Source organism: Thermoleptolyngbya sp. PKUAC-SCTB121, from assembly GCF_016919485.1.
Taxonomy (GTDB): domain Bacteria; phylum Cyanobacteriota; class Cyanobacteriia; order Elainellales; family Elainellaceae; genus Thermoleptolyngbya; species Thermoleptolyngbya sichuanensis.
The window spans coordinates 2,637,468-2,656,861 of the sequence record NZ_CP070366.1; the positions used below are offsets into that span (position 1 = coordinate 2,637,468).

A 19,394-nucleotide genomic window follows, 5' to 3' on the forward strand; every position below is an offset into this window, starting at 1 on the left:
AGACGCTCTGGCCAGTTCACTTGTCGAGTGAATCGAGTCAACCAGAGCGCGTTCATCCAGGCTCATATATTCCAGGCTCATTTCTTACAGCTAACCTCGCCATTTGCCTGGTCTTCTTACCCTCGCGCCAGCCATGCGGAGCGACAGCGCTAGTCCCCAAACCCTAATCCCTAACCCCTTTAAAAGAGAGACGTTTCAATGACAGGATCAACCCAAGTGCCATACTTGCTTCGGGCTGCGCGTGGAGAGGTGTTAGACCGCCCGCCCGTGTGGATGATGCGCCAGGCCGGGCGCTACATGAAGATTTATCGGGATTTGCGCGACAAATACCCCTCCTTCCGTGAGCGCTCGGAAACGGTTGACCTGGCGGTAGAAATTTCGCTCCAGCCCTGGCGAGCCTTTCGTCCCGATGGGGTGATTCTGTTTTCCGATATTCTCACGCCGCTGCCAGGAATTGGTATTCCCTTCGACATCATCGAAAGCCGTGGCCCCATCATCGATCCGCCCATTCGCACCCAGGCGCAAGTCGATGCACTTCATGAACTCGACCCCGAACAGCATCTCAGCTTCGTCGGCAAGATTCTGCGGACGCTGCGGCAGGAAGTGGGCAACGAAGCGGCAGTGCTGGGCTTCGTCGGCGCTCCCTGGACGCTGGCGGCCTATTCCATCGAAGGCAAAGGCTCGAAGGATTACACCATTATCAAGAGCATGGCGTTTACGGAGCCTGCGATTCTGCATCAGTTCTTGAGCAAGCTGGCAGATGCGATCGCCACCTACGTCTGCTATCAAATCGAAAACGGCGCACAGGTGGTACAGATGTTTGACTCTTGGGCGGGTCACCTTAGCCCGCAAGACTATGACCAGTTTGCCCTGCCCTACCAGCAGCAGGTTGTGCGCCAGGTGAAGGCCAAATATCCCGACACGCCGATGATTCTCTATATCAACGGCAGCGCCGGATTGCTGGAGCGCATGGCACAATCGGGCGTGGATATCGTCAGCGTAGATTGGACGGTAGACATGGCCGAAGCGCGTCGCCGCTTAGGGCCGGCCGTAGGGGTGCAGGGCAATATTGACCCGTGCGCGCTGTTTGGGTCGCAAGCCTTCATCCGCGATCGCATTCTCGACACCATCCGCAAAGCCGGAAATCAGGGGCATATTCTCAATCTGGGCCACGGCATCCTTCCGGGCACGCCCGAAGAAAACGCCGCTTTCTTCTTTGAAACCGCCAAGCAGGCCGACAAACTGCTGGCGATCGCCTAGCGGCCTTTGTAGAGTGAACGCCTGGGTACATCGTGCCCAGGTTTTTACTTCGTTTCTTCACTCCGCCACCCCCACACATGACTCCGAAGCGAATCCTCCTTACGGGCGCAAGCGGCTGCGTTGGGCACTACATTGCTGACGCGCTGATTCATCAGACGCAGCACGAACTGTTTCTACTGGTGCGAAACCCGCAGAAGTTTCGGCTGAGTGTAGACACGCGGCCGGGAATCCACCTCATCGTAGGCGATATGCGCCAGATCGAGCAGCAAAATAAGCTGCTTAAAACCATCAATGTAGCAATCCTCACCGCTGCCGTATGGGGCGGGGCACAGGACGTGTTTGACGTAAACGTGATTAAAACCGTCCGGCTGATGAACCTGCTTGACCCGGATGTGTGTGAACAGGTCATCTATTTTTCCACTGCCAGCATTTTGGATCGCGAGGGCAAGCCGCTCAAGCAGGCGGGCGAAATCGGCACCGACTATATCCGCGCCAAATACGCCTGCCATCAGCGGCTATCTAAGCTGGCGATCGCCCCCCAAATTACCACCGTTTTCCCCACACTGGTCTTTGGTGGCGATGACACCAAGCCCTACTCGCACCTCTCAGGCGGCATTACCGAGGTCACAAAATGGATCGGGCTGCTGCGCTTCCTCAAGCTCGACGGCAGTTTTCACTTTATCCACGCACAGGATATTGCCCAAGTTGTCGCCCATCTCGTAGAACACCCGCCAGAACTGGGCGATTCTGGGACGGATTGCTTCGCGAATTGGCGCGAACTGGTGCTGGGCAGTGAACCAATCACGGTGAACCGGGCGATCGCCGACATGAGCGCCTACCTGGGTAAGCGCATCTATTTCCGCATTCCGCTGACTCGTCGGCTGATCGATCTCCTCATTGTCCTCTTCCGCATCCAGATGGCCGCCTGGGATCGCTTCTGTCTAGGCTATCGCCACTTCACCTATCAGCACTTCGTCAACCCCAGCACCTATGGGCTGCCCATGCGCTGCGCCACGGTGGCCGAACTGCTGGCCGCCAGCGGTGTGCCTGGTTCCCGCGTGCCTCCAGTGGCGATCGCCCCCGCCCCGCTGGTCAAGGCAGAATCCGGCAGTGCAGAATAAGGGCACTCGTTCTGCGATCTTTAGTTTGGACTAATGGTGAAGAGGAAGGCAGTCAATGAGAAGCACCGACTGCCGTAAGGTCAATGAAGTACAACCAACATTGACCCCATGATTTTCAACGAACTTCAGCAATTTCGCCAAACGTTGTATGCCAGCTTGGGAAACGCCAGAGATGCCCTGTTTGATCTGATGGATGCCGTGTTAGTGAGTGCGTGCATCGTGTCGTTTGTGAGGCTATCGCAGAGTCCTGTCTTTCGTCGCCAGTGGTCGAGCCCCTATGAAGCGTTGCGCGATAGCCGCCTACCCCGATCAAAGGTGCTGAAGCTGTTGGTGCAGCAGATACCGACTCAGCAGCAACCGTTGTTGGCAGGTGATGCGAGTCGGTGGAACCGTCCTGCTGCCAGGCGTTTGAAAGACCGCACCTTATCAGGCAGAACAGGACATGCCCCGATAGCCGGACAAAACTACAGTACCTTAGCCTGGATTGCTGAAGACAGGGGCAGTTGGGCATTACCATTGCGGCATGAGCGCATCACCAGCTTTGAAACACCCGCCAGTAAAGCGGCATTCCAACTCAAACAAGTGACTCGGCAGTTAGCGGTGCGTCCGTTGGCGATCTACGACCGAGGGTACGGCAATGCCAGTTTTGTCAACCAAACGGCAGGGATTGAGGCAGACTTGCTGCTGCGGGTTACATCCAATCGATGTGTCTATGGCGCGCCCCCAGCGTATCGAGGGCGAGGCGCACCTGCCAAGCATGGACATAAGATGAAACTCAATGACCCTGACACTTGGAGTGTCCCGGTCGAAACCGTTGAAGTCGATGATCCCAACTGGGGACGAGTGCGGGTCAGTCGTTGGAGTGCATACCATTTCCGCAAATCCCCTAAACGGGCAATGGAAGTGTTGCGCGTGGAGGTGCTGGAGACACAGAGCAGCACGCGACGCTTGGCTCCTTTGTGGTTAGTTTGGCTGGGTGAGCAGATGCCTCCGTTAGAAACCCTGTGGTTGCACTACCTCCGTCGCTTTGCCATTGAACACTGGTATCGCTTTGCCAAGCAGAGGCTATATTGGACACATCCCCAGTTCAGTTCTGTATCGGCAACCGAACAGTGGAGCAGCCTGATGCCGTTGCTCAGTTGGCAGTTGTGGTTAGCGCGAAAGGACTGTACTGACCACCCCTTGCCCTGGCAGGCACCGCAAGAAACGTTGACTCCGGGTCGGGTCGCACAAGCGTTTGCAGGCATTTTGGCAGCGATTGGCACCCCTGCTCCTGCGCCTAAACCTCGTGGTAAATCGCCAGGACGAGGCAAGGGGCACAAGCCAACTCCTCGTCCCTGCTATCCGATGGTCAAAAAACGAGCCTCGAAACGCAAGACATCCGAACAATCCCTGAACAGTCCGGTTGCAACAGCAGCTTAACTGCGAGCAGGATTGTATCCAATTCCTTAAGTTCAACTGTTATGAACGGTTGAGCAGATTCTTTATGGCATCCTGTTGAGCATTATTGTGATGCCAGTTAGTCCAAACTAAAGTGCGATGTAGCATTCACAATAGTTTCACAGTTTCACAACAGGTTGAACAGCGGCTCAAAAAAGCGCCGAATCTGTGACTATGGGTAGATCTCTTCTAGACCATGCCCTGCGGTAAAACCGACATTCTTACACAGCGCCACCAATGAAATTCCTGGCAGCTCACAGACACTAGACAGGCGCTCTAAAATCGCAAACCCAAAACCCAAAATCTAAAACCCAAAATCTAAAACCCAAAATCCTAAAAGCCCGTCAGGATGACATGGAAGCCCCAGAGCGCAGCGGCGATCGCCACGAGCGTAGACCAGAGGGGGTGCTCGCTGCGGCAAACTGCGCCCTGCGTCGTTTGAATCGTTTCTACATCGATCCAGGGTGTTGCGCCCCGGCGAAACCAGCCTGTAACCGTGACGGGGCGGCCGATCAAGCCGCTGGGGTGACGACCGGCTGCGAGGAGGCTGCCCAGCGGGCCGAAGCGGTGTGTGTGGTGCAGCCGGATTAGCCCCGTTTCGCACTGGAGCAGCAAGTCCTGGCTGGGCAGGGCGCAGATGCCGCGCTGACCCAGCAGCGTTCCCCGCAGGCGCAGCGGTTGTCCGGGTAAGGGAATTGGAGCGGGGGGCTGCATCAGTTCTACCAGAGACAGGTCGGTGGGAGCCGTGCGGGGAATGTCGCGGAAGAAGGAATTGATGCGGACAAACGTGCCAAAGCTAAAGCCCAGCAGCCCGCAGCCCATCAGCAGCGTGCGATTGCCCCACATCCAGGTCAGCCCGCGCCAGTTGAACTGAGTGGCGACTCCGCCGACCAGCCAGAGGAAGAGCGCGATCGCCAGCCCAATGCCCAGCCCCAGGTATGGCGAGGCTTGCAGCAGCAAAGGACGACGTTCCTTCCAGGACAGACGAGGCGGGGCAGCGGGCGGCAGGTCGAGTTCGGGGAACAAGCGCCAGTGCTGGGCATAGCGGCTGAGGTGCTGGAGGCGATCGCCCAAGGGGGGATGGGCATTGCTGACCGAGAGCCAGTGGCGGTAGGGATTTTGGCAATCCCACTGGAGCAGGTCGGGGCTGGGGTGCTGGGCGTAGAGGCTGCCCAGCGTGAGTGACGTTTTGATCCCAACGGGCATGAGCAGTTCCAGGCTCTCTAGCAGTGGGCTAGTCTGGCGCTGCTGGGCCACGGCCTGCGACAGGCCCAGGCTACATTTCAGCAGGGCGCGGCTGAGGGCGTTGGGGTTGCCCGTCAGGTTAGAGGAGGTGCGATCGCTGTAGAACAGTCGCCGCCGCGAAAACCACAGCCCCACGGCCCGACATAGCCAAAAAAGGCCGTAGCCCAACAGGGAACCGTCCATCGCCAGAGCGCGTAGCCCGGCATTGCGCTGGGAATCGCCCCACTGCCCCAGCACCCGATACAGCAGATAGGGCAGCAGCCCCACCAACGTTACCAGCGACATCACGCCTGCGGTCCAGTGCTGCAAATGCCCGATTTCCCCGGCCACCAGCGCCGCAATCTCGTCATCCCGAAGCTGCGCCAACAGCCCACGACTGAGAACCAAATGCGACAGGCGAGGCAGCGATCCATAGGTCAGCAGCAGCGGCGCGTCTGTGGGCAATAGTTCCAGCTTGGGCAAGGGGCGCTGCTGTTGGCCAAAGATTCGCTTTAGCACGCGGGCGGCTTCGGGGCTGGCTTGTTCCAGGGTATCTACTGCCAGCGGCTGCATCTGGTAGGCTCGACGCAGCAACAGCGTCATCAGCCAGGGTAGGGCGATCGCCAGACCCAACAGACCGAGCAGCACTAGCGCCGCCGGATCGCGGTAAATGCTGTAATACCGAAGGTCAACCGGAAACGTGATGCGGGCGATCGTGTGGTTAAATAGCCAAAACGTCGCCAGCAGTAGCCCCCGCAGCAAGGCGAACAGGGCCATCGCCGTTCCCAGGCCCAGCGCCCAAAGACCCGCCCGATCCACCATCGGCAGCGGCGACCACTTTTGGGCGCGGCCGGCCAGCCGCCAGTCAATGGGCGTTGTTTGAACGGGGGCGATCGCCGTGTCGTTGGGCAGGGAGCTTGCCGACGCAGCGGGGGGATGGCTGGGCGATCGCAACGGGCGGCTGGGAGAGCGACTGCCGGGAGCGTGAGTCAACCCCGCCGCGAGGTCATCTTCTGACGCGGGTCGGGCAGCAGCCGGAGGAGCTTCTAGAGACTGTGCCGAAGCAGCGGCAGGTTCAGCGGCTTCTGGATGGCGCTGGGCAATCTCTGCCAGGGCTTTGGCGGCCCAGCGGCGGGTCTGCACATGGGAACTGTTGCTGAGGGTTTGACAGAGGGCGATCGCCTCCTGCACATTGCCCGATTTTTCGTAGGCCATCACCAGCCCCATTCGCGCCTTAAGCTGCACCGAGCGCTCGGCGGGCGTGCGAAACAGGCTCTCCAGATGGGCGATTGCCGTGCCATATTCCTGCCGCTTCAGCGCTGCCAACCCCGCATCCAGCAGCGCCCGCGCCGCCGCGCCCGTGGACCCGGACGATACAGGCAATTTTGACCGCTCGCTCATATCCGCTCCTCGCTGGCGTGGCTCAAAGGATCATCTAGCCCAAAGGCTGAGTCAAGCGCTAAGGCTCGTTAAAATGCTGCGCTAGTCGTGCGTTAGAGAAAGTTACACAGTCCCTAACCCAAGCATAGGGGCTATTCGCAAACCGGCCCAGAGAAAAGTGCAACTTGGAAAAATGCAGCTTGCCTCTAGGCTTCCCAGAAAATACGGAAATTACACGCGATCGCGCGGTTATTAGGCTAAAATCACACCGCTGCGGGTTCCTGAATCACACTGCTGCGGGTTCCTGACCCGACGCAACCGGGGCGATCGCCCGCAGATCCAGTTCTGGATGCTCCCCTTCCACCTGTTGGCAGTTCCACTCGTTTTTGAACAGCAGCACCGGACGACCCCAGCTATCCTTCACCGTCACCGTGTTGAACAGGCGACCTGCCTTTTCCAGCGCTGCCCAGCCACCACCCACCCAGCGGGCCACGCTGTAGGGCAGCGGATCGAGCAGGCTGTCCACGTTGTATTCATTTCGCAAGCGGAACTGCACCACTTCAAACTGGAGTTGCCCCACGGCGGCGAGAATCGGCTCCCGCTTCGACTCGTCCGTGGAATACATAATCTGCACCGCGCCCTCTTCCCGCAGCTCGTTGACACCCTTTTGAAACTGCTTGAACTTGCTGGGGTTGGGGTTTCGCAAATAGGCAAACAGTTCTGGCGAAAAGGAGGGAATGCCCTCGTATTCCAGCTTTTTGCCGTTGTAAATCGTGTCGCCAATGGCAAACATACCCGGATTGTTCAGACCAATCACGTCGCCGGGATAGGCTTCATCGAGGGACTGCCGCCCCTGCCCAAACAGTTTTTGCGGATGAGACAGGCGCACCGTCTTGCCCGTGCGGGCGTGGTTCACCACCATGTCTTTTTCAAACTTGCCGGAGCAGACCCGGATAAACGCGATGCGATCGCGGTGCTTGGGGTCCATGTTGGCTTGCAGCTTGAACACAAACCCAGAAAATTCGGGATAGGTCGGGTCGATGTCGCCCTGGGTGCTGCGGCGAGAACCGGGCTTCAGCGCGTAGTCCAGGAAGGATTCCAAAAATAGCTCCACACCAAAGTTGGTCATGGCGCTGCCAAAAAAGACAGGCGTTAGCTTGCCCGCATGAACCTGCGCCAGGTCAAACTCTGTGCCCGCTGCCTCCAGCAGTTCTAGTTCTTCTTTGAACTGGTAATACAGGTCTTTTTCGAGCAGATCTTCGATGCGCGGATCGCCCAGATCCACCACAGTATCTTTGGCCTCGCGGCTGCCGTGGGCCGTGCGCTCAAACAGGTGAATTTGCTGTTTGCGGCGATCGTAAACCCCTTTGAAGCGATCGCCCATGCCGATGGGCCAGTTCACTGCATAGGTTTGCAGCCCCAACTCCTGCTCAATTTCGTCCATTAGCTCCAGCGGCTCGCGCCCCGGCCGATCCAGCTTATTGAAAAAGGTGAAGATGGGAATGCCTCGCATCCGGCACACTTCAAACAGCTTGCGGGTTTGTGGTTCCAGACCCTTGGCAGCGTCCTCCAGCATTACCGCATTGTCGGCGGCGGCCAGGGTGCGGTAGGTGTCTTCGCTAAAGTCCTGGTGTCCGGGCGTATCCAGCAGGTTGATCGTGTAGCCGCTGTAGTCAAATTGCAGCACCGTGGAGGTGATGGAGATGCCCCGCTGCTGCTCCATTTCCATCCAGTCTGAGGTGGCGTGGCGCTGCGCCCGCTTGGCCTTGACTGCACCTGCTTCGTGAATCGCGCCTCCATACAGCAGCAGCTTTTCGGTGAGCGTGGTTTTACCCGCGTCGGGGTGGGAAATAATTGCAAAGTTGCGCCGTTGGTCAACCGCAATCGCAATTTCAGCTTGGAGGTCGGTGGTCATGCCAGAAAAGACTCAGAGCAAGTAGAGCATATACAGGAAGCAACCTTTATCGTAGCAAGCCAGCCCGAATCGTGGGCGATCGCCGGAAAAGCCGCCCCGTCTGGTGAAGACACTAGTATTCCTGACTCACACTCCTGACGCATAATCCTGAGTCATACTCCCGGCTCGTAATCCTGAGTCATACTCCCGGCTCATATTCTTAACTCAACTCCTCACATTCTTAACTCAACTCCTCATACCCATGACTGACCTCGAACAGCGCAAGCTCTATTCAGTTCTCTGCCACGGGTCGCAGTTGATTTGCTATTCGCTGGTATCAGTTGCAGTGCCCATCGTCTTGCTGCTGATTTCGGATGATCCCATCGTGCAGGGCAATGCCAAAGAAGCCATCAACTTTTACCTGACGGTGCTGATCTGGGGCGTGATTTTCCTGGTGCTGTGCTTCGTGCTGATTGGCATTCCGCTGCTAATTGGATTGGTAATTGTCAGCACAATCATGCCCATTATTGCAATGGTGAACGCTGCCACCAACCTGGAGCGCCCCTATCGCTACCCCTGCATCTGGCACTTTATCCAATAGGGGTTGTAGTAAACTCGTTAACCAATAGGGGCTGACGAGTGTGGAGACCTGCATCTGGTCCTTTATCCAATAGCGGTACAAATAGCGATAGCGAATAGCGGTTGTAGGAGTGCTTGCAGGAGTAGTTGTAGTTTAAGCTCCCGATGCGTCGAAGAAACTAGGGATTTGACGAGCGCTACTCTGCCGGAGCCGTCCACCAGGCCAGGGCGTAGGCTTGGGTGGGCGTGTTGACGCGATCGCGGTACACGACGCGAATCTTGTAGCGCCCCGTTGCGGGAACAGGGTGGAAGATATGCTCCACGCTGTCTACGGCGCTGACGGAAGACCAGATGCGATCGCCCTCCCGCTCATCCTCCGCCCGCATTAGATACACGTCCAGGTTATTCAGCCCCTTGTCTTCAAAGGTCTCGCCAATATCGTACAGCCCGTTGCGGTTGGTGTCCTTCAGTTCCACCACGCGGTTCCAGGCAAGAGTGATGGCGACGTGGCTGCCTGCTACCAGCGGCCGCTCCAGCACATAGTCTCGATAGGCGGGCGCGTCTCGTCCAGTGCCAACGGTGCGATAATCCCAGCCAACAGGCGGCACAGGGGCATCGGGCGAAAACTGACCCGAACCGAACTGGATTAGCGACCGATAGGCGTGCAGATGCCCCGTGCCCATGTCGGCATCCAGGGGTTTGGCTTCGTCTGTATAGGCATCGGAACTGAGCCAGTCGCGGTTTTGCTTGTTGACGGCGGTGCGGGTCATGCCCAGCATCAGGCCGTCGCCCCGGTCTTGAATCTTATCTGCCGCGTTCATCATTACTGCTTTCATGACCTCGTGGCGGCGGGCATCCAGGCTCCAGTTGGGCTGCTGTTCGCGGATTTGGCGATCGCCATATTCCTGCAACAGCGCCACCATCGCCGTAACATGCGGGGCAGCGAAACTGGTTCCGGTTGCAGGGTTGCTGAGGCTGCCGTCGGGGTTGATGGTTTGAATATTGGTGCCAGGAGCCATCAGGCTGACCGAGCGGCGCGGGCCGACATTGGTCTCCGGTTCGCGGGCCCTGCCATAGATGGGCGGCGGCTCGCTCCCCAGGTCAAAAAAGCTGACCTTTCGATACACGCCATTGACGGCGATCGAGTTAGACACGATCATGCCGTTGAAGTTGTCGGTGGGGATGGGGATGCCGCCTTCGCCTTGGTTGCCCGCGATCACGTACAGCACATTATGCTGATTGGCCGACCAGTCGATGCACTGGGTCAACAGGGCGTTGCCATCGAGCCGCGCATTGGGGCGTGGGTCCTGCGCCAGCGACTCGCCGAAGCTGAAATTAATTGCCCGCACGTCATCGCCGTTTTGCAGCGCCACGGTTTGGGAGGCGAGGCATTCCTGCGGCTGGCCGCCCCGCCGCTCGAAGCCCGCAGCGGCTGCGTATAGCTTTGCCTCTGGCGCAACGCCCTGCACCAGCTTGTCGTTGCTCACCATGACGCTGGCGACGCTGGCCGCGTGGGGGTCAACGGTATCGTTGGGACGAGCTACCCCATCCCGAAAGAACACCTGGCGCACCCGCACCGCAAAGTTATTGGCAGCGGTTTTATCGAGGCCAAACAGGGCTGGGCGACCGATTTCTACCTGACCAATAGCGATTTTGCGGCCCATGAGGTTGTAGGGTTCGGACTGCACCCGCCGCGCATCGATGCCGCCTGCTTCCATCGAGGTCATAGAGGCAATGTAGGCGATCGCCGGGGTGCCCAGCAGCGACGTTGCCAGCCCCGCCATGACCCATCGCAGTCGTCTTGCCAGTCGCCGCTTCGCCATGAAATCGCTCTCCCAACAACAGCCTGAAAAGTGGATTTGCCTTACATCCTAAGGTCTGTCGCAGCCAACGGCAACTAAAAGCGGCTACGAAAAGCGGCTGCGAAAAGCAGCAACAAACAAGGGCGATCGGCGCGGGCGCATCCCAGTTACGCAAATTTGCCCTCATCCCCCAAGCCCCTTCTCCCGCTTTGGGAGAAGGGGAGCCAGATTGGAAGTCCCTCTCCCGCTTTGGGAGAGGGATTTAGGGTGAGGGTCACAAAAGTGAGATACACGCGAGCGCACGCCGATCGCCCTTTTCAAAAGATCCTCAAAACGTGTGCGTCAAACGTGTGCGTCAAACGCAATCTACAGAGCTAGAGCGTGCTTTAAGACCCTTTGATCCCCCCTAGCCCCCCTTAGCAAGGGGGGAACCGAGCCGAGCCACTCCGGAGTTCGCCCTTTTCAAGGAGGGGGATCGACTCAGGGCAATCTAATGACCTAGAAAATTTTAAAGCAGTGCCTAGGAATTTGCCGTTTGAGTAGACAGCAGTTCCTTCAGTTTCTCTAGTTCCTGCGCCCAGCGAGGATCGGGCTGTACGGATTCTGGCTCGGTCGTTGCGGCCGCCTTCTTAGCCTTGCTGTTGTTCTTCTTGCGGTTGCTGTTGCTTGCGGCGGGAGCGGCCTCATCGCCTTCCTCACTGCCCTTTTCGCGGGGCTGGGCGCGTTCGATTTTCAGCGGGGTTTCCTTAAACAGAAAACCGTCAAACTTTTCGATGACCTGGTCTGCCTGCTCTTCGCTTTTCACCGTGACAAACCCAAAGCCACGGCACTTCCCCGTTTTGCGGTCGGTGATGATTTTGGTGGTCAAGGTTTCATCAAATTCCGCAAACAGGGCAGCTAATTCCTGCCGCTCTAGCTCTTTGGGCAAATTGCCTACATAAAGACGAATGGACATAGTGTCGAATATTCCTCCAGGTTGAAATTCAGTCTAATAGCTTGGAAGTCTTGCTATGAGAAGCCTGTGATGCGGGCAATGTCCCCAGAGCAGGCTAGTTTCCAGAGCAGGCTGTGGTTTATTAAAGTCTGATGGAAACGCTTTAGGCGAGTATTTAGTAGGCAAGTTCCTTCGGCATATCGACAAACCTGTCGAGGACAAACCTGTCAGGCCGTCAGGATTTGCATTCAGAGGTAGGACGTTATCAGTTCATCGAGTCAGTCTTTTGAAAACTGCTTTGAAAACTGCGGCGTAGGATACCGTCGCCTTCATTAAGGTATCACGGCGACTGGCTCCGAAGATGTCAATTACATAGATTTCATGCTGGGGGTGTAGAGAGAAATGGGCCGATGTCCCTGGTTTTGGGTCGATGAATCAGCGCGTATTTCGCTGCCGAAAGACGATTGCAGGCGGTGAACCGCACCAGAAGCGCTTGTTAGCCAAAATTTTCTTGGAAATTTCCTGTTTTTACCGCAAGCTCAGAGATCGCAGACGATTCAAAGCTGCGGCAAGTTCCAAAGGTCGAACCGCAACCAGATCCCCCTGGCGATAAGTCGTCAGTTCGTCTATGCGGTTGGTGGCAAGCTGGGGTGTAATCTGGTTCAGAAGATCGGGCAGCGTGCGGCGACCGTCGAGGTAGTGCTGCTGTAAATAGGCGATCGCCGCGCCAATGGTTCGCACCTGTCCTACTTCCACTAGTTGCTCTATGGCGGACAAATCTACGGTTTCCGAGCCAAACACTAGCTCATCAATATCCCTTGCCTTCAGTTTGGGGCTGCGTTCTGGGCGATCGCCCTCCCCAGAGCGATGATCCTCCCGACCCCGGCCGCCGTGCCAGGATTTTTCCCAGCGTTTTTCGGGCGAGTCGAGCCGTTTGGGGAGGGGAATGCGAGGAGTTAGAGATCCAAAGTGGTCGCCCCCTTCAGGGGTGCGCGGGTTGGCAAACTGAGCGGCGATCGCCCTGGCCTGTTGGGTCACGTCCTGGGGCTGATAGTCGGTCATGGCGATGACGGTATCCGCCACGTCGAAATAGTCGCCGCTGCCGCCCATGACGAGGATCGTGGACAGGTCGTAATCCCGATAAAGCTGGCGGATTTTGTCGATCAAGGGCGTGATTGGCTCTTTGTCTTTGGCGACGAGGGCTTGCATCCGGCGATCGCGGATCATAAAGTTCGTAGCGGAGGTGTCTTCGTCTACCAGCAGCAGCCGCGCCCCCGCCTCCAGCGCTTCTATAATGCTGGCTGCTTGGGAGGTGCTGCCGCTGGCGTTTTCGGTGCTAAAGCGCGTCGTCGAGCGGCCCTGGGGCAGGTGGTTGATAAAGGGCGAAATGTCTACGCCCGTGATGCTGCGGCCGTCCTCGGCGCGAATCTTCACGGCGGCTGCGTCGGTTACCAGATGTTCGCGTCCGTCGCCGGGAATGGCGGTGTAGATGCCGAGGGCGATCGCCCTGAGCAGGGTGGATTTGCCGTGGTAGCCGCCGCCGACGATGAGCGTGATGCCTTTGGGAATGCCCATGCCAGAGATACTGCCCTGGTTGGGCCGATGGAACTCCACCCGCAGCGACGCAGGCGAGCGAAATCGCACAGCGCTGGAGTCTTGAAGCGGGCGCTCGTCTACGCCGCTCTGTCTGGGCAAGAGCGCTCCATCGGGCACGAAGGCCACCAGCCCTCGCGCTGCCAACTGGTCGCGCAGCCAGTCGGTGTCTTCTGCCACGGTCAAATGCTGCTGGAGTTCAGTCGGGTTCAAAGCCGAGTAAAAGAGCGATCGCCCCACAATTAGCGGCAGGTCGTCGCACAACAGATCCGCCGCCGTGCGCCCCAAGATTTGCCGTCCCCGTGCGGGCAGCCCCACCCAAAATCGCGCTTCGACCACCGCCTCCGACACCCACAGGGCCGATCGCTCTAGGATGTATTGACTGGTCGGGGCGATCGCCATCAGGCCGCTGTTGCCGCTGCCCCGCTTTTCGCGCACCGCCGCCGCTGCCTTGCCAAACTGCCGCGTTAGGTAATCCCGCAGGGCGATTTCCCGGCTGCGCGAGTGGAACGTTTCTGTTGGGAAACCCGCCTCCGCCTGGGGCACGACGACCCGCAGCCGACTAGGAGCCGCAAACGGATCGCCCTGTACAAAGTCAATATGCAGCGTAAAGCCCGGAAACCGATAGCTGCCCTGAATCTCTTTATAAGCCTTGTAGCCCAGCCCATCCAGCCGCACCAGAGTTTGCCGCAGCACCTGATCATCTGCCATAGCGCCTGTTTATCCAGCCAGCCCACGGCCAGCCTATGGAAGGGTCTTGTATCGATTTTAGATTTTAGATTTTAGATTTTGGATTTTTCTTCGTTCTTCCTTCTTCCTTCTCCCTTCTCCCCTACCCCACCACGCCCAACTCCTCGCGCACGGGCGTTTCTACCCGAATTGGCAACAGTTTCACCGCGCAGGCCTTCAGTTCCGGCTGCTTCGAGTCGGGGCAGGCTGTGGGATGGGTGAGGGCGTTGGCTTCGGCATGGTCGGCCCAGAGAGCGCCCCAGTGCATGGGTACGAAGACGGTTCCAGGGGCGATCGCCCGAGTGACTTTAGCGGGAAAGCGGGCCCAACCCCGGCGCGATCGCACTTCTACCACATCTCCCTCGACAATACCCAGCGGCTCCGCATCGCGGGGGTGAATTTCGATAAACGGGTTGGGGTACATTTGCGTAATCTTTTCGGTGCGTCCGGTGCGGGTCTGGGTGTGCCAGTGGCCATACAGCCGTCCCGTCGTCAGCACCAGCGGAAAGTCGGGGTCGGGGGGTTCTGCTAGCCCCCGCGAGTGAGAGGCGCTAAAGCGGGCCCGGCCATCGGGCGTGGGAAATTGCAGGTTGGTGTAGAGGCGCTTGGCAGGCTGGGTCTGCGATTCAGGATTCTCACCGCTGGGCAGTGGCCACTGCAAGGGGCCCTCCTGCTCTAGCCGCGCATGGCTGATGCCGCTCATGTCGCAGGGGCGGCCCTGGGTGAGCTTCACAAATTCGGCATGAACTTCAGCGGCGGTTTGGAAGGGGAACTGGGCGGCAAACCCAAGGCGGCGGCCGACTTCGCAGAAAATTTCCCAGTCGGCGCGGGCTTCACCGGGGGCAGGCTGGAAAGCTTTAGCCAGCGTGACCATGCGCTCCGAGTTGGTCATCGTGCCGCTCTTTTCGCTCCACTGTGTCGCAGGCAGCAGCAGATGGGCAAATTCGGCAGTTTCGGTGGGGAAGTAGGCTTCTTGATAGACCGTAAAGGGCGATCGCCCCAGGGCCGCCTTTACTCGCACCAAATCGGGCAGGCTCACAGCCGGATTCGTCGCCGCAATCCAGAACAGACCCACCTCCCCCGCCTCCAGCCCGCGAATCATGTCCCACACGGTGCGTCCGGGGTTGGGCGAAATTTGTCCCGCTGGCAGATTCCAGGCGTGTTCGACCTCAGCGCGATGCTGGGGATTGGCCACAAATCGATAGCCGGGCAGCAGGTGCGACAGGCCGCCCGCCTCGCGGCCGCCCATTGCGTTGGGCTGGCCCGTCAGGGAAAACGGGCCCGCGCCCGGTTTGCCGATTTGCCCGGTGAGCAGGTGCAGGTCGATCAGGCTACGAACCTTGGCCGTGCCCTCGCTCGACTGGTTCAATCCCATCGACCACAGCGACAGCACCCGCCCCGACTCGCCCCACCAGCGGGCGGCAGTTTCCAGGTCAGAGATAGAGATGCCGCAGCGATCGCTTACCACGTCAGGCGAGTAGTGACGCACCACCTCGGCGTAGTCGGCATAGCCGCTGGTGTGCTGCTGGATAAACGCCGCCTGCTCGAAGCCCCACTGCATCAGCAGGTAGGCGATGCCATTGAATAGGTCAATATCTGTACCGGGGCGGAGGGCCAGGTGCAGGTCGGCTGCGTCGGCAGTCTGGGTGCGGCGCGGATCGACCACGATCAGGCGGACGTGGGGCGTTTTTTTGTGATACTTCCGCAATCGGTTGAAGGCGATCGGGTGGCACTCGGCCATGTTGCTGCCGACGATCACCGCGCAGTCCGTTTGCTCCAAATCCTCATAGCAGCAGGGCGGCCCGTCTGCCCCAAAGCTCTGTACGTAACCCGACACAGCAGAGGACATACATAACCGCGAGTTTGCGTCAAAGTTATTCGTCCCCAAACAGCCCTTCATCAGCTTTTGGGCGGTGTAGTAATCTTCGGTGACGAATTGGCCAGAGCCATACATGCAGATGCCGTCGGGCCCCTGGCTCGCCAGAACCGTCTGGAGGCGATCGCACAGTTTGTCCAGCGCCTCCTCCCAGCTAATTTGCCGAAAGTTTTGCTCTAGCGACTCGCGCCACATCGGATGGAGCAGCCGATCCTTGCTAATCGACTCTGCCACCGTCGCACCCTTGACGCATACCATCCCCTGGCTCGACGGATGAGCGCGATCGCCCCGCACCTGCCACGCCCCCTTGCCCTGCGACGGCACGACCTCTAGCCCACAGCCCACGCCGCAGTAGGGGCACAGGGTTTTAATTTGAGTTTCATCCTTCACTTGGTTAACCCTTTGCTATCGCCCTGCTCAAAGTCTCCCTTTTGAAGGGGGATTTAGGGGGATCGAATTAGATGCAGGAGTCTTGATCCCCCCTAGCCCCCCTTAAAAAGGGGGGAACCAGACTCCTCAAAGTCCCCTTTTTAAGGGGGATTTAGGGGGATCGAATTAGATGCAGGAGTCTTGATCCCCCCTAGCCCCCCTTAGTAAGGGGGGAACCGGAGTGCCCTCTCTCCCTCAAACTCAGCCCACGTCATCATGGGCATAGCGGTGATACAGAAAGTCCAGCGCTTCGTTCCGCAGTTCGTAATAGCGGGGGTCTTCCATGACGCGGCTGCGGTTGCGGGGACGGGCAAAGGGAATGTCGAGGATTTCGCCGACCTTGGCGGCGGGGCCGTTGGTCATCATGACGATGCGATCGCTCAGCAGCAGCGCCTCGTCAATGTCATGGGTAATCATCAGCACCGTGACCCGGTGATCTGTCCAGATTTTTAGCAGTTCCTCTTGCAGTTCCTCACGGGTGATGGGGTCGAGGGCCCCGAAGGGTTCGTCCAGCAGCAGCACCTCCGGGCGCAGGGCCAGGGCGCGAGCGATGGAAACGCGCTGCTTCATGCCGCCAGAGAGGGCGCGGGGTTTCTTGTCCATCGCGTCGGCCAAACCGACCATGGCCAGGTGGTCGCGGGCGATCGCCGCCTTTTCGCTCTTAGAAAGCTCTGGTCGCGCCGCGTGCAGCCCTAGATACACGTTCTCGTAGGCCGTCATCCAGGGCAGCAGCGAGTAGTTTTGAAACACCACCATGCGATCGGGGCCGGGTTCTGTGATCCGCTGGTTTCGCAGGCGCACCTCGCCGCTGGAGGGCGTGCGAAAGCCCGACACCATATCCATGAGGGTCGATTTGCCGCAGCCGGAATGGCCGATGATGCTGACAAATTCACCTTCCTGCACCGCCAGATTCACGCCATCCAGCACGGTGTAAGTGCCGCCATCTTTGGTGGGATACACCTTCGAGACATTCTCGATCATCAAAAACGCATCGGTCATGGGCACGGGCTGCGGCTGGAGTTGGGTTGAGTCGAGAGTCTGCATTGTTAGGGATTCAGGGTTGAGAGAGAGGAGAGAATGGGGCATAGGGCTGGCTTTTTACACCTCACACGGTCACGACATCAATGCTGACTTCCTCAACTTGCACGTCGCGCTTGATGGCAAGACTGTGGAGGTAGCCGATGGGGTCGTCGGGGTCAAATACGCTGCCGTCGGCAAAGTGGATGGGGCTGCGGTTGGGTTCGGTGTCCAGCAGGCCCAGGTCGCGGGCGGCGGCTCCGAACACATCCAGGCGGCGGGTGCGGTCGAGGATGTCGAACCAGTTGCGGGGGAAGGGGGTGATGCCCCAGCGGGCAAGCTGCGTCATGATCCACAGACCCTCGGTGCGGTAGGGGCAGTTGGTGCGATCGACAAAGAACTGGTTATAGCGCAGCAATTGCTCTGGCTCGTCGCCTGTGCCCCGGTCGTAGGGCGTGACCAGGCCGGGACGGATTTGATCGACCGTCGCGCCAACATACTCGTCGCGGGAGAGGAGTTCGGCCAGGGCTTCTCGGTTGCGGCGATCGTCGCAATATTCGCAGGCTTCGAGCAGCGCCGTGACGAGGGCGATGTGGGTTTTGGGATAGCGGTTTGCCCAGTCTTCGCGCACGCCCAGCACTTTTTCCAGGTGGCCGGGCCAGATGTCGAGATCCGTGGCGATCGCATAGCCCAGTCCTTCCTGGATGGCGCGGGAGTTCCACGGTTCGCCCACGCAAAAGCCGTCGATGCCGCCGCCCTTGAGCGCGGCCACCATCTGCGGCGGCGGAATGGTGACAAGGTTCACGTCTTGGTCGGGGTCGATGCCGCCCGTGGCTAGCCAGTGGCGCATCATCAGGTTGTGCATCGAGGCGGGGTGAACGACCGCCAGCGTGGGCACTTTGTCGGGCGTGCGGGCGATCGCCGCCTTTAGTTCTTCCACCGTCCGCACGCCATCGTGCAAAAAGCGCTGGCTGAGGGTGATGGCGTTGCCGTTGCGGCTGAGGACTAGGCCGGTGGTCACGGGAACAGGCGCTTTGCCGCCCATGCCGAGGGTCAGCGCTAGGGGCATCCCAGCGATCATCTGGGCGGCATCTAGGCGGCCGCTGGTGATGCCTTCGGCGATCGCCTTCCAGCTTGGTTCGCGGCTCAGCGTCACCTGTTCCAGCCCATATTTCTCAAAAAAGCCCAGTTCCTTGGCCACCACCAGCGGCGCACAGTCCGTCAGCGGCACAAAGCCCAGTTCCAGGTTCACCTTTTCCAACCCGTTGCGGGCGATCGCCCCCACCTGCAAGGCGGCCTTGCGCTTCTTGGCCTGCTTCTGCTGGTTCAGGAAATAGACAATTTCGCTCCGCATTCCGTAATAGCTGGGATGGTTCACCACCTCCAGTCGATCGCGCGGCCGCTCGAAGGGCACGTCCATAATCTGCCCCACGTAGGATTCTGGCCCGTTGGTCAGCATCACGATGCGATCGCTCAGCAGCAGCGCCTCGTCTACGTCGTGCGTCACCATGATGCAGGTGAGTTCGTGTTCCTCGGCGATTTGCATCAACTGGTCTTGCAGGCTGCTGCGGGTGAGCGCGTCCAATGCGCCAAAGGGTTCATCCAGCAGCAAGAGCTTGGGACGGATGGCCAGGGCCCGGGCGATCGCCACCCGCTGCTTCATGCCGCCGGAGAGTTGCCCCGGCCGCTTGTCGGCCGCGTGGCGCAGGTTCACCAAGTCAATATGCTGCTCTACGATGGCGCTGCGTTCCGATTTGGAAGCCGTTGCCATGACGCGATTTACCGCCAGGGCAATATTTTCGCGCACCGTCAGCCAAGGCAGCAGCGAGTAATTTTGGAAGACCACCATGCGGTCAGGGCCGGGTTCAGTGACCTGGCGACCTTCCAGCACCACGCCGCCCGCCGCAGGTTTCGCCAAGCCCGCAATGATGTTCAGCAGGGTCGATTTGCCGCAGCCAGAGTGGCCCAGCAGCGAGATAAACTCGCCCTTGCGAATCGTCAGATCAATATTCTTCAGCGCGATGTATTCTCCGCCGCCGGGGAGCGGGAAGACCTGATCTACGTGGTCGATTTCTACGAATGGCAGCATGGGGATTTTGGATTTTAAGATTTTGGA

At 59.0% G+C, this 19,394-nt stretch carries 12 protein-coding genes; 4 read left to right on the forward strand and 8 right to left on the reverse strand.

Annotated elements, in window-relative coordinates; translation table 11 throughout:
* Positions 1-198: 198 nt before the first annotated feature.
* The 3 genes from hemE (at position 199) to JTM80_RS10985 (ending at position 3,803) form a co-directional block, all read left to right on the forward strand.
* On the forward strand, positions 199-1,260 hold the full coding sequence (hemE, locus tag JTM80_RS10975; protein WP_172358065.1) for a uroporphyrinogen decarboxylase: 1,062 nt from the start codon (positions 199-201) through the stop codon (positions 1,258-1,260).
* A 77-nt stretch (positions 1,261-1,337) separates the two neighbouring features.
* Positions 1,338-2,381 carry an NAD(P)-dependent oxidoreductase gene (locus JTM80_RS10980; protein WP_172358064.1) on the forward strand — a complete coding sequence of 348 codons (1,044 nt, stop codon included), beginning with the start codon at positions 1,338-1,340 and terminating at the stop codon, positions 2,379-2,381.
* 108 nt (positions 2,382-2,489) lie between these two features.
* Entirely contained in the window at positions 2,490-3,803 is a 1,314-nt protein-coding gene (locus JTM80_RS10985; RefSeq protein ID WP_205369514.1) for an NF041680 family putative transposase, read from the forward strand.
* Positions 3,804-4,154: 351 nt separating this feature from the next.
* On the opposite strand, the gene JTM80_RS10990 is transcribed toward JTM80_RS10985, so the two are convergent.
* Positions 4,155-6,446 (reverse strand): M48 family metalloprotease, encoded by a 2,292-nt coding sequence (locus JTM80_RS10990; protein ID WP_205371182.1) that lies wholly within the window; start codon positions 6,444-6,446, stop codon positions 4,155-4,157.
* 265 nt (positions 6,447-6,711) lie between these two features.
* Positions 6,712-8,340, reverse strand: coding sequence for a peptide chain release factor 3 (prfC, locus tag JTM80_RS10995; protein WP_205371184.1), 1,629 nt, complete (start codon positions 8,338-8,340; stop codon positions 6,712-6,714).
* A gap of 241 nt (positions 8,341-8,581) precedes the next feature.
* Here prfC and JTM80_RS11000 point away from each other — a divergent pair, with 241 nt between their 5' ends.
* Positions 8,582-8,920, forward strand: coding sequence for a DUF4870 domain-containing protein (locus JTM80_RS11000; protein ID WP_172358061.1), 339 nt, complete (start codon positions 8,582-8,584; stop codon positions 8,918-8,920).
* A 175-nt stretch (positions 8,921-9,095) separates the two neighbouring features.
* On the opposite strand, the gene JTM80_RS11005 is transcribed toward JTM80_RS11000, so the two are convergent.
* From JTM80_RS11005 to JTM80_RS11030, 6 genes are all read right to left on the reverse strand, one after another.
* Positions 9,096-10,721 carry a S8 family serine peptidase gene (locus JTM80_RS11005; RefSeq protein ID WP_205371185.1) on the reverse strand — a complete coding sequence of 542 codons (1,626 nt, stop codon included), beginning with the start codon at positions 10,719-10,721 and terminating at the stop codon, positions 9,096-9,098.
* A 499-nt stretch (positions 10,722-11,220) separates the two neighbouring features.
* Positions 11,221-11,655: an RNA-binding protein gene (locus JTM80_RS11010; RefSeq protein ID WP_172358060.1), complete on the reverse strand. Its 435-nt coding sequence runs from the start codon at positions 11,653-11,655 to the stop codon at positions 11,221-11,223.
* 507 nt (positions 11,656-12,162) lie between these two features.
* Positions 12,163-13,938: an ABC-ATPase domain-containing protein gene (locus JTM80_RS11015; RefSeq protein WP_205371186.1), complete on the reverse strand. Its 1,776-nt coding sequence runs from the start codon at positions 13,936-13,938 to the stop codon at positions 12,163-12,165.
* A 121-nt stretch (positions 13,939-14,059) separates the two neighbouring features.
* The gene (locus JTM80_RS11020; RefSeq protein WP_205371187.1) at positions 14,060-16,222 is read right to left on the reverse strand and encodes a molybdopterin oxidoreductase family protein; all 2,163 of its coding nucleotides are present in this window, start codon (positions 16,220-16,222) and stop codon (positions 14,060-14,062) included.
* A gap of 240 nt (positions 16,223-16,462) precedes the next feature.
* Entirely contained in the window at positions 16,463-17,305 is an 843-nt protein-coding gene (locus tag JTM80_RS11025) for an ABC transporter ATP-binding protein (RefSeq protein WP_172358057.1), read from the reverse strand.
* Between the two features lie 61 nt (positions 17,306-17,366).
* On the reverse strand, positions 17,367-19,367 hold the full coding sequence (locus JTM80_RS11030) for a nitrate ABC transporter ATP-binding protein (protein ID WP_172358056.1): 2,001 nt from the start codon (positions 19,365-19,367) through the stop codon (positions 17,367-17,369).
* Positions 19,368-19,394: the final 27 nt, after the last annotated feature.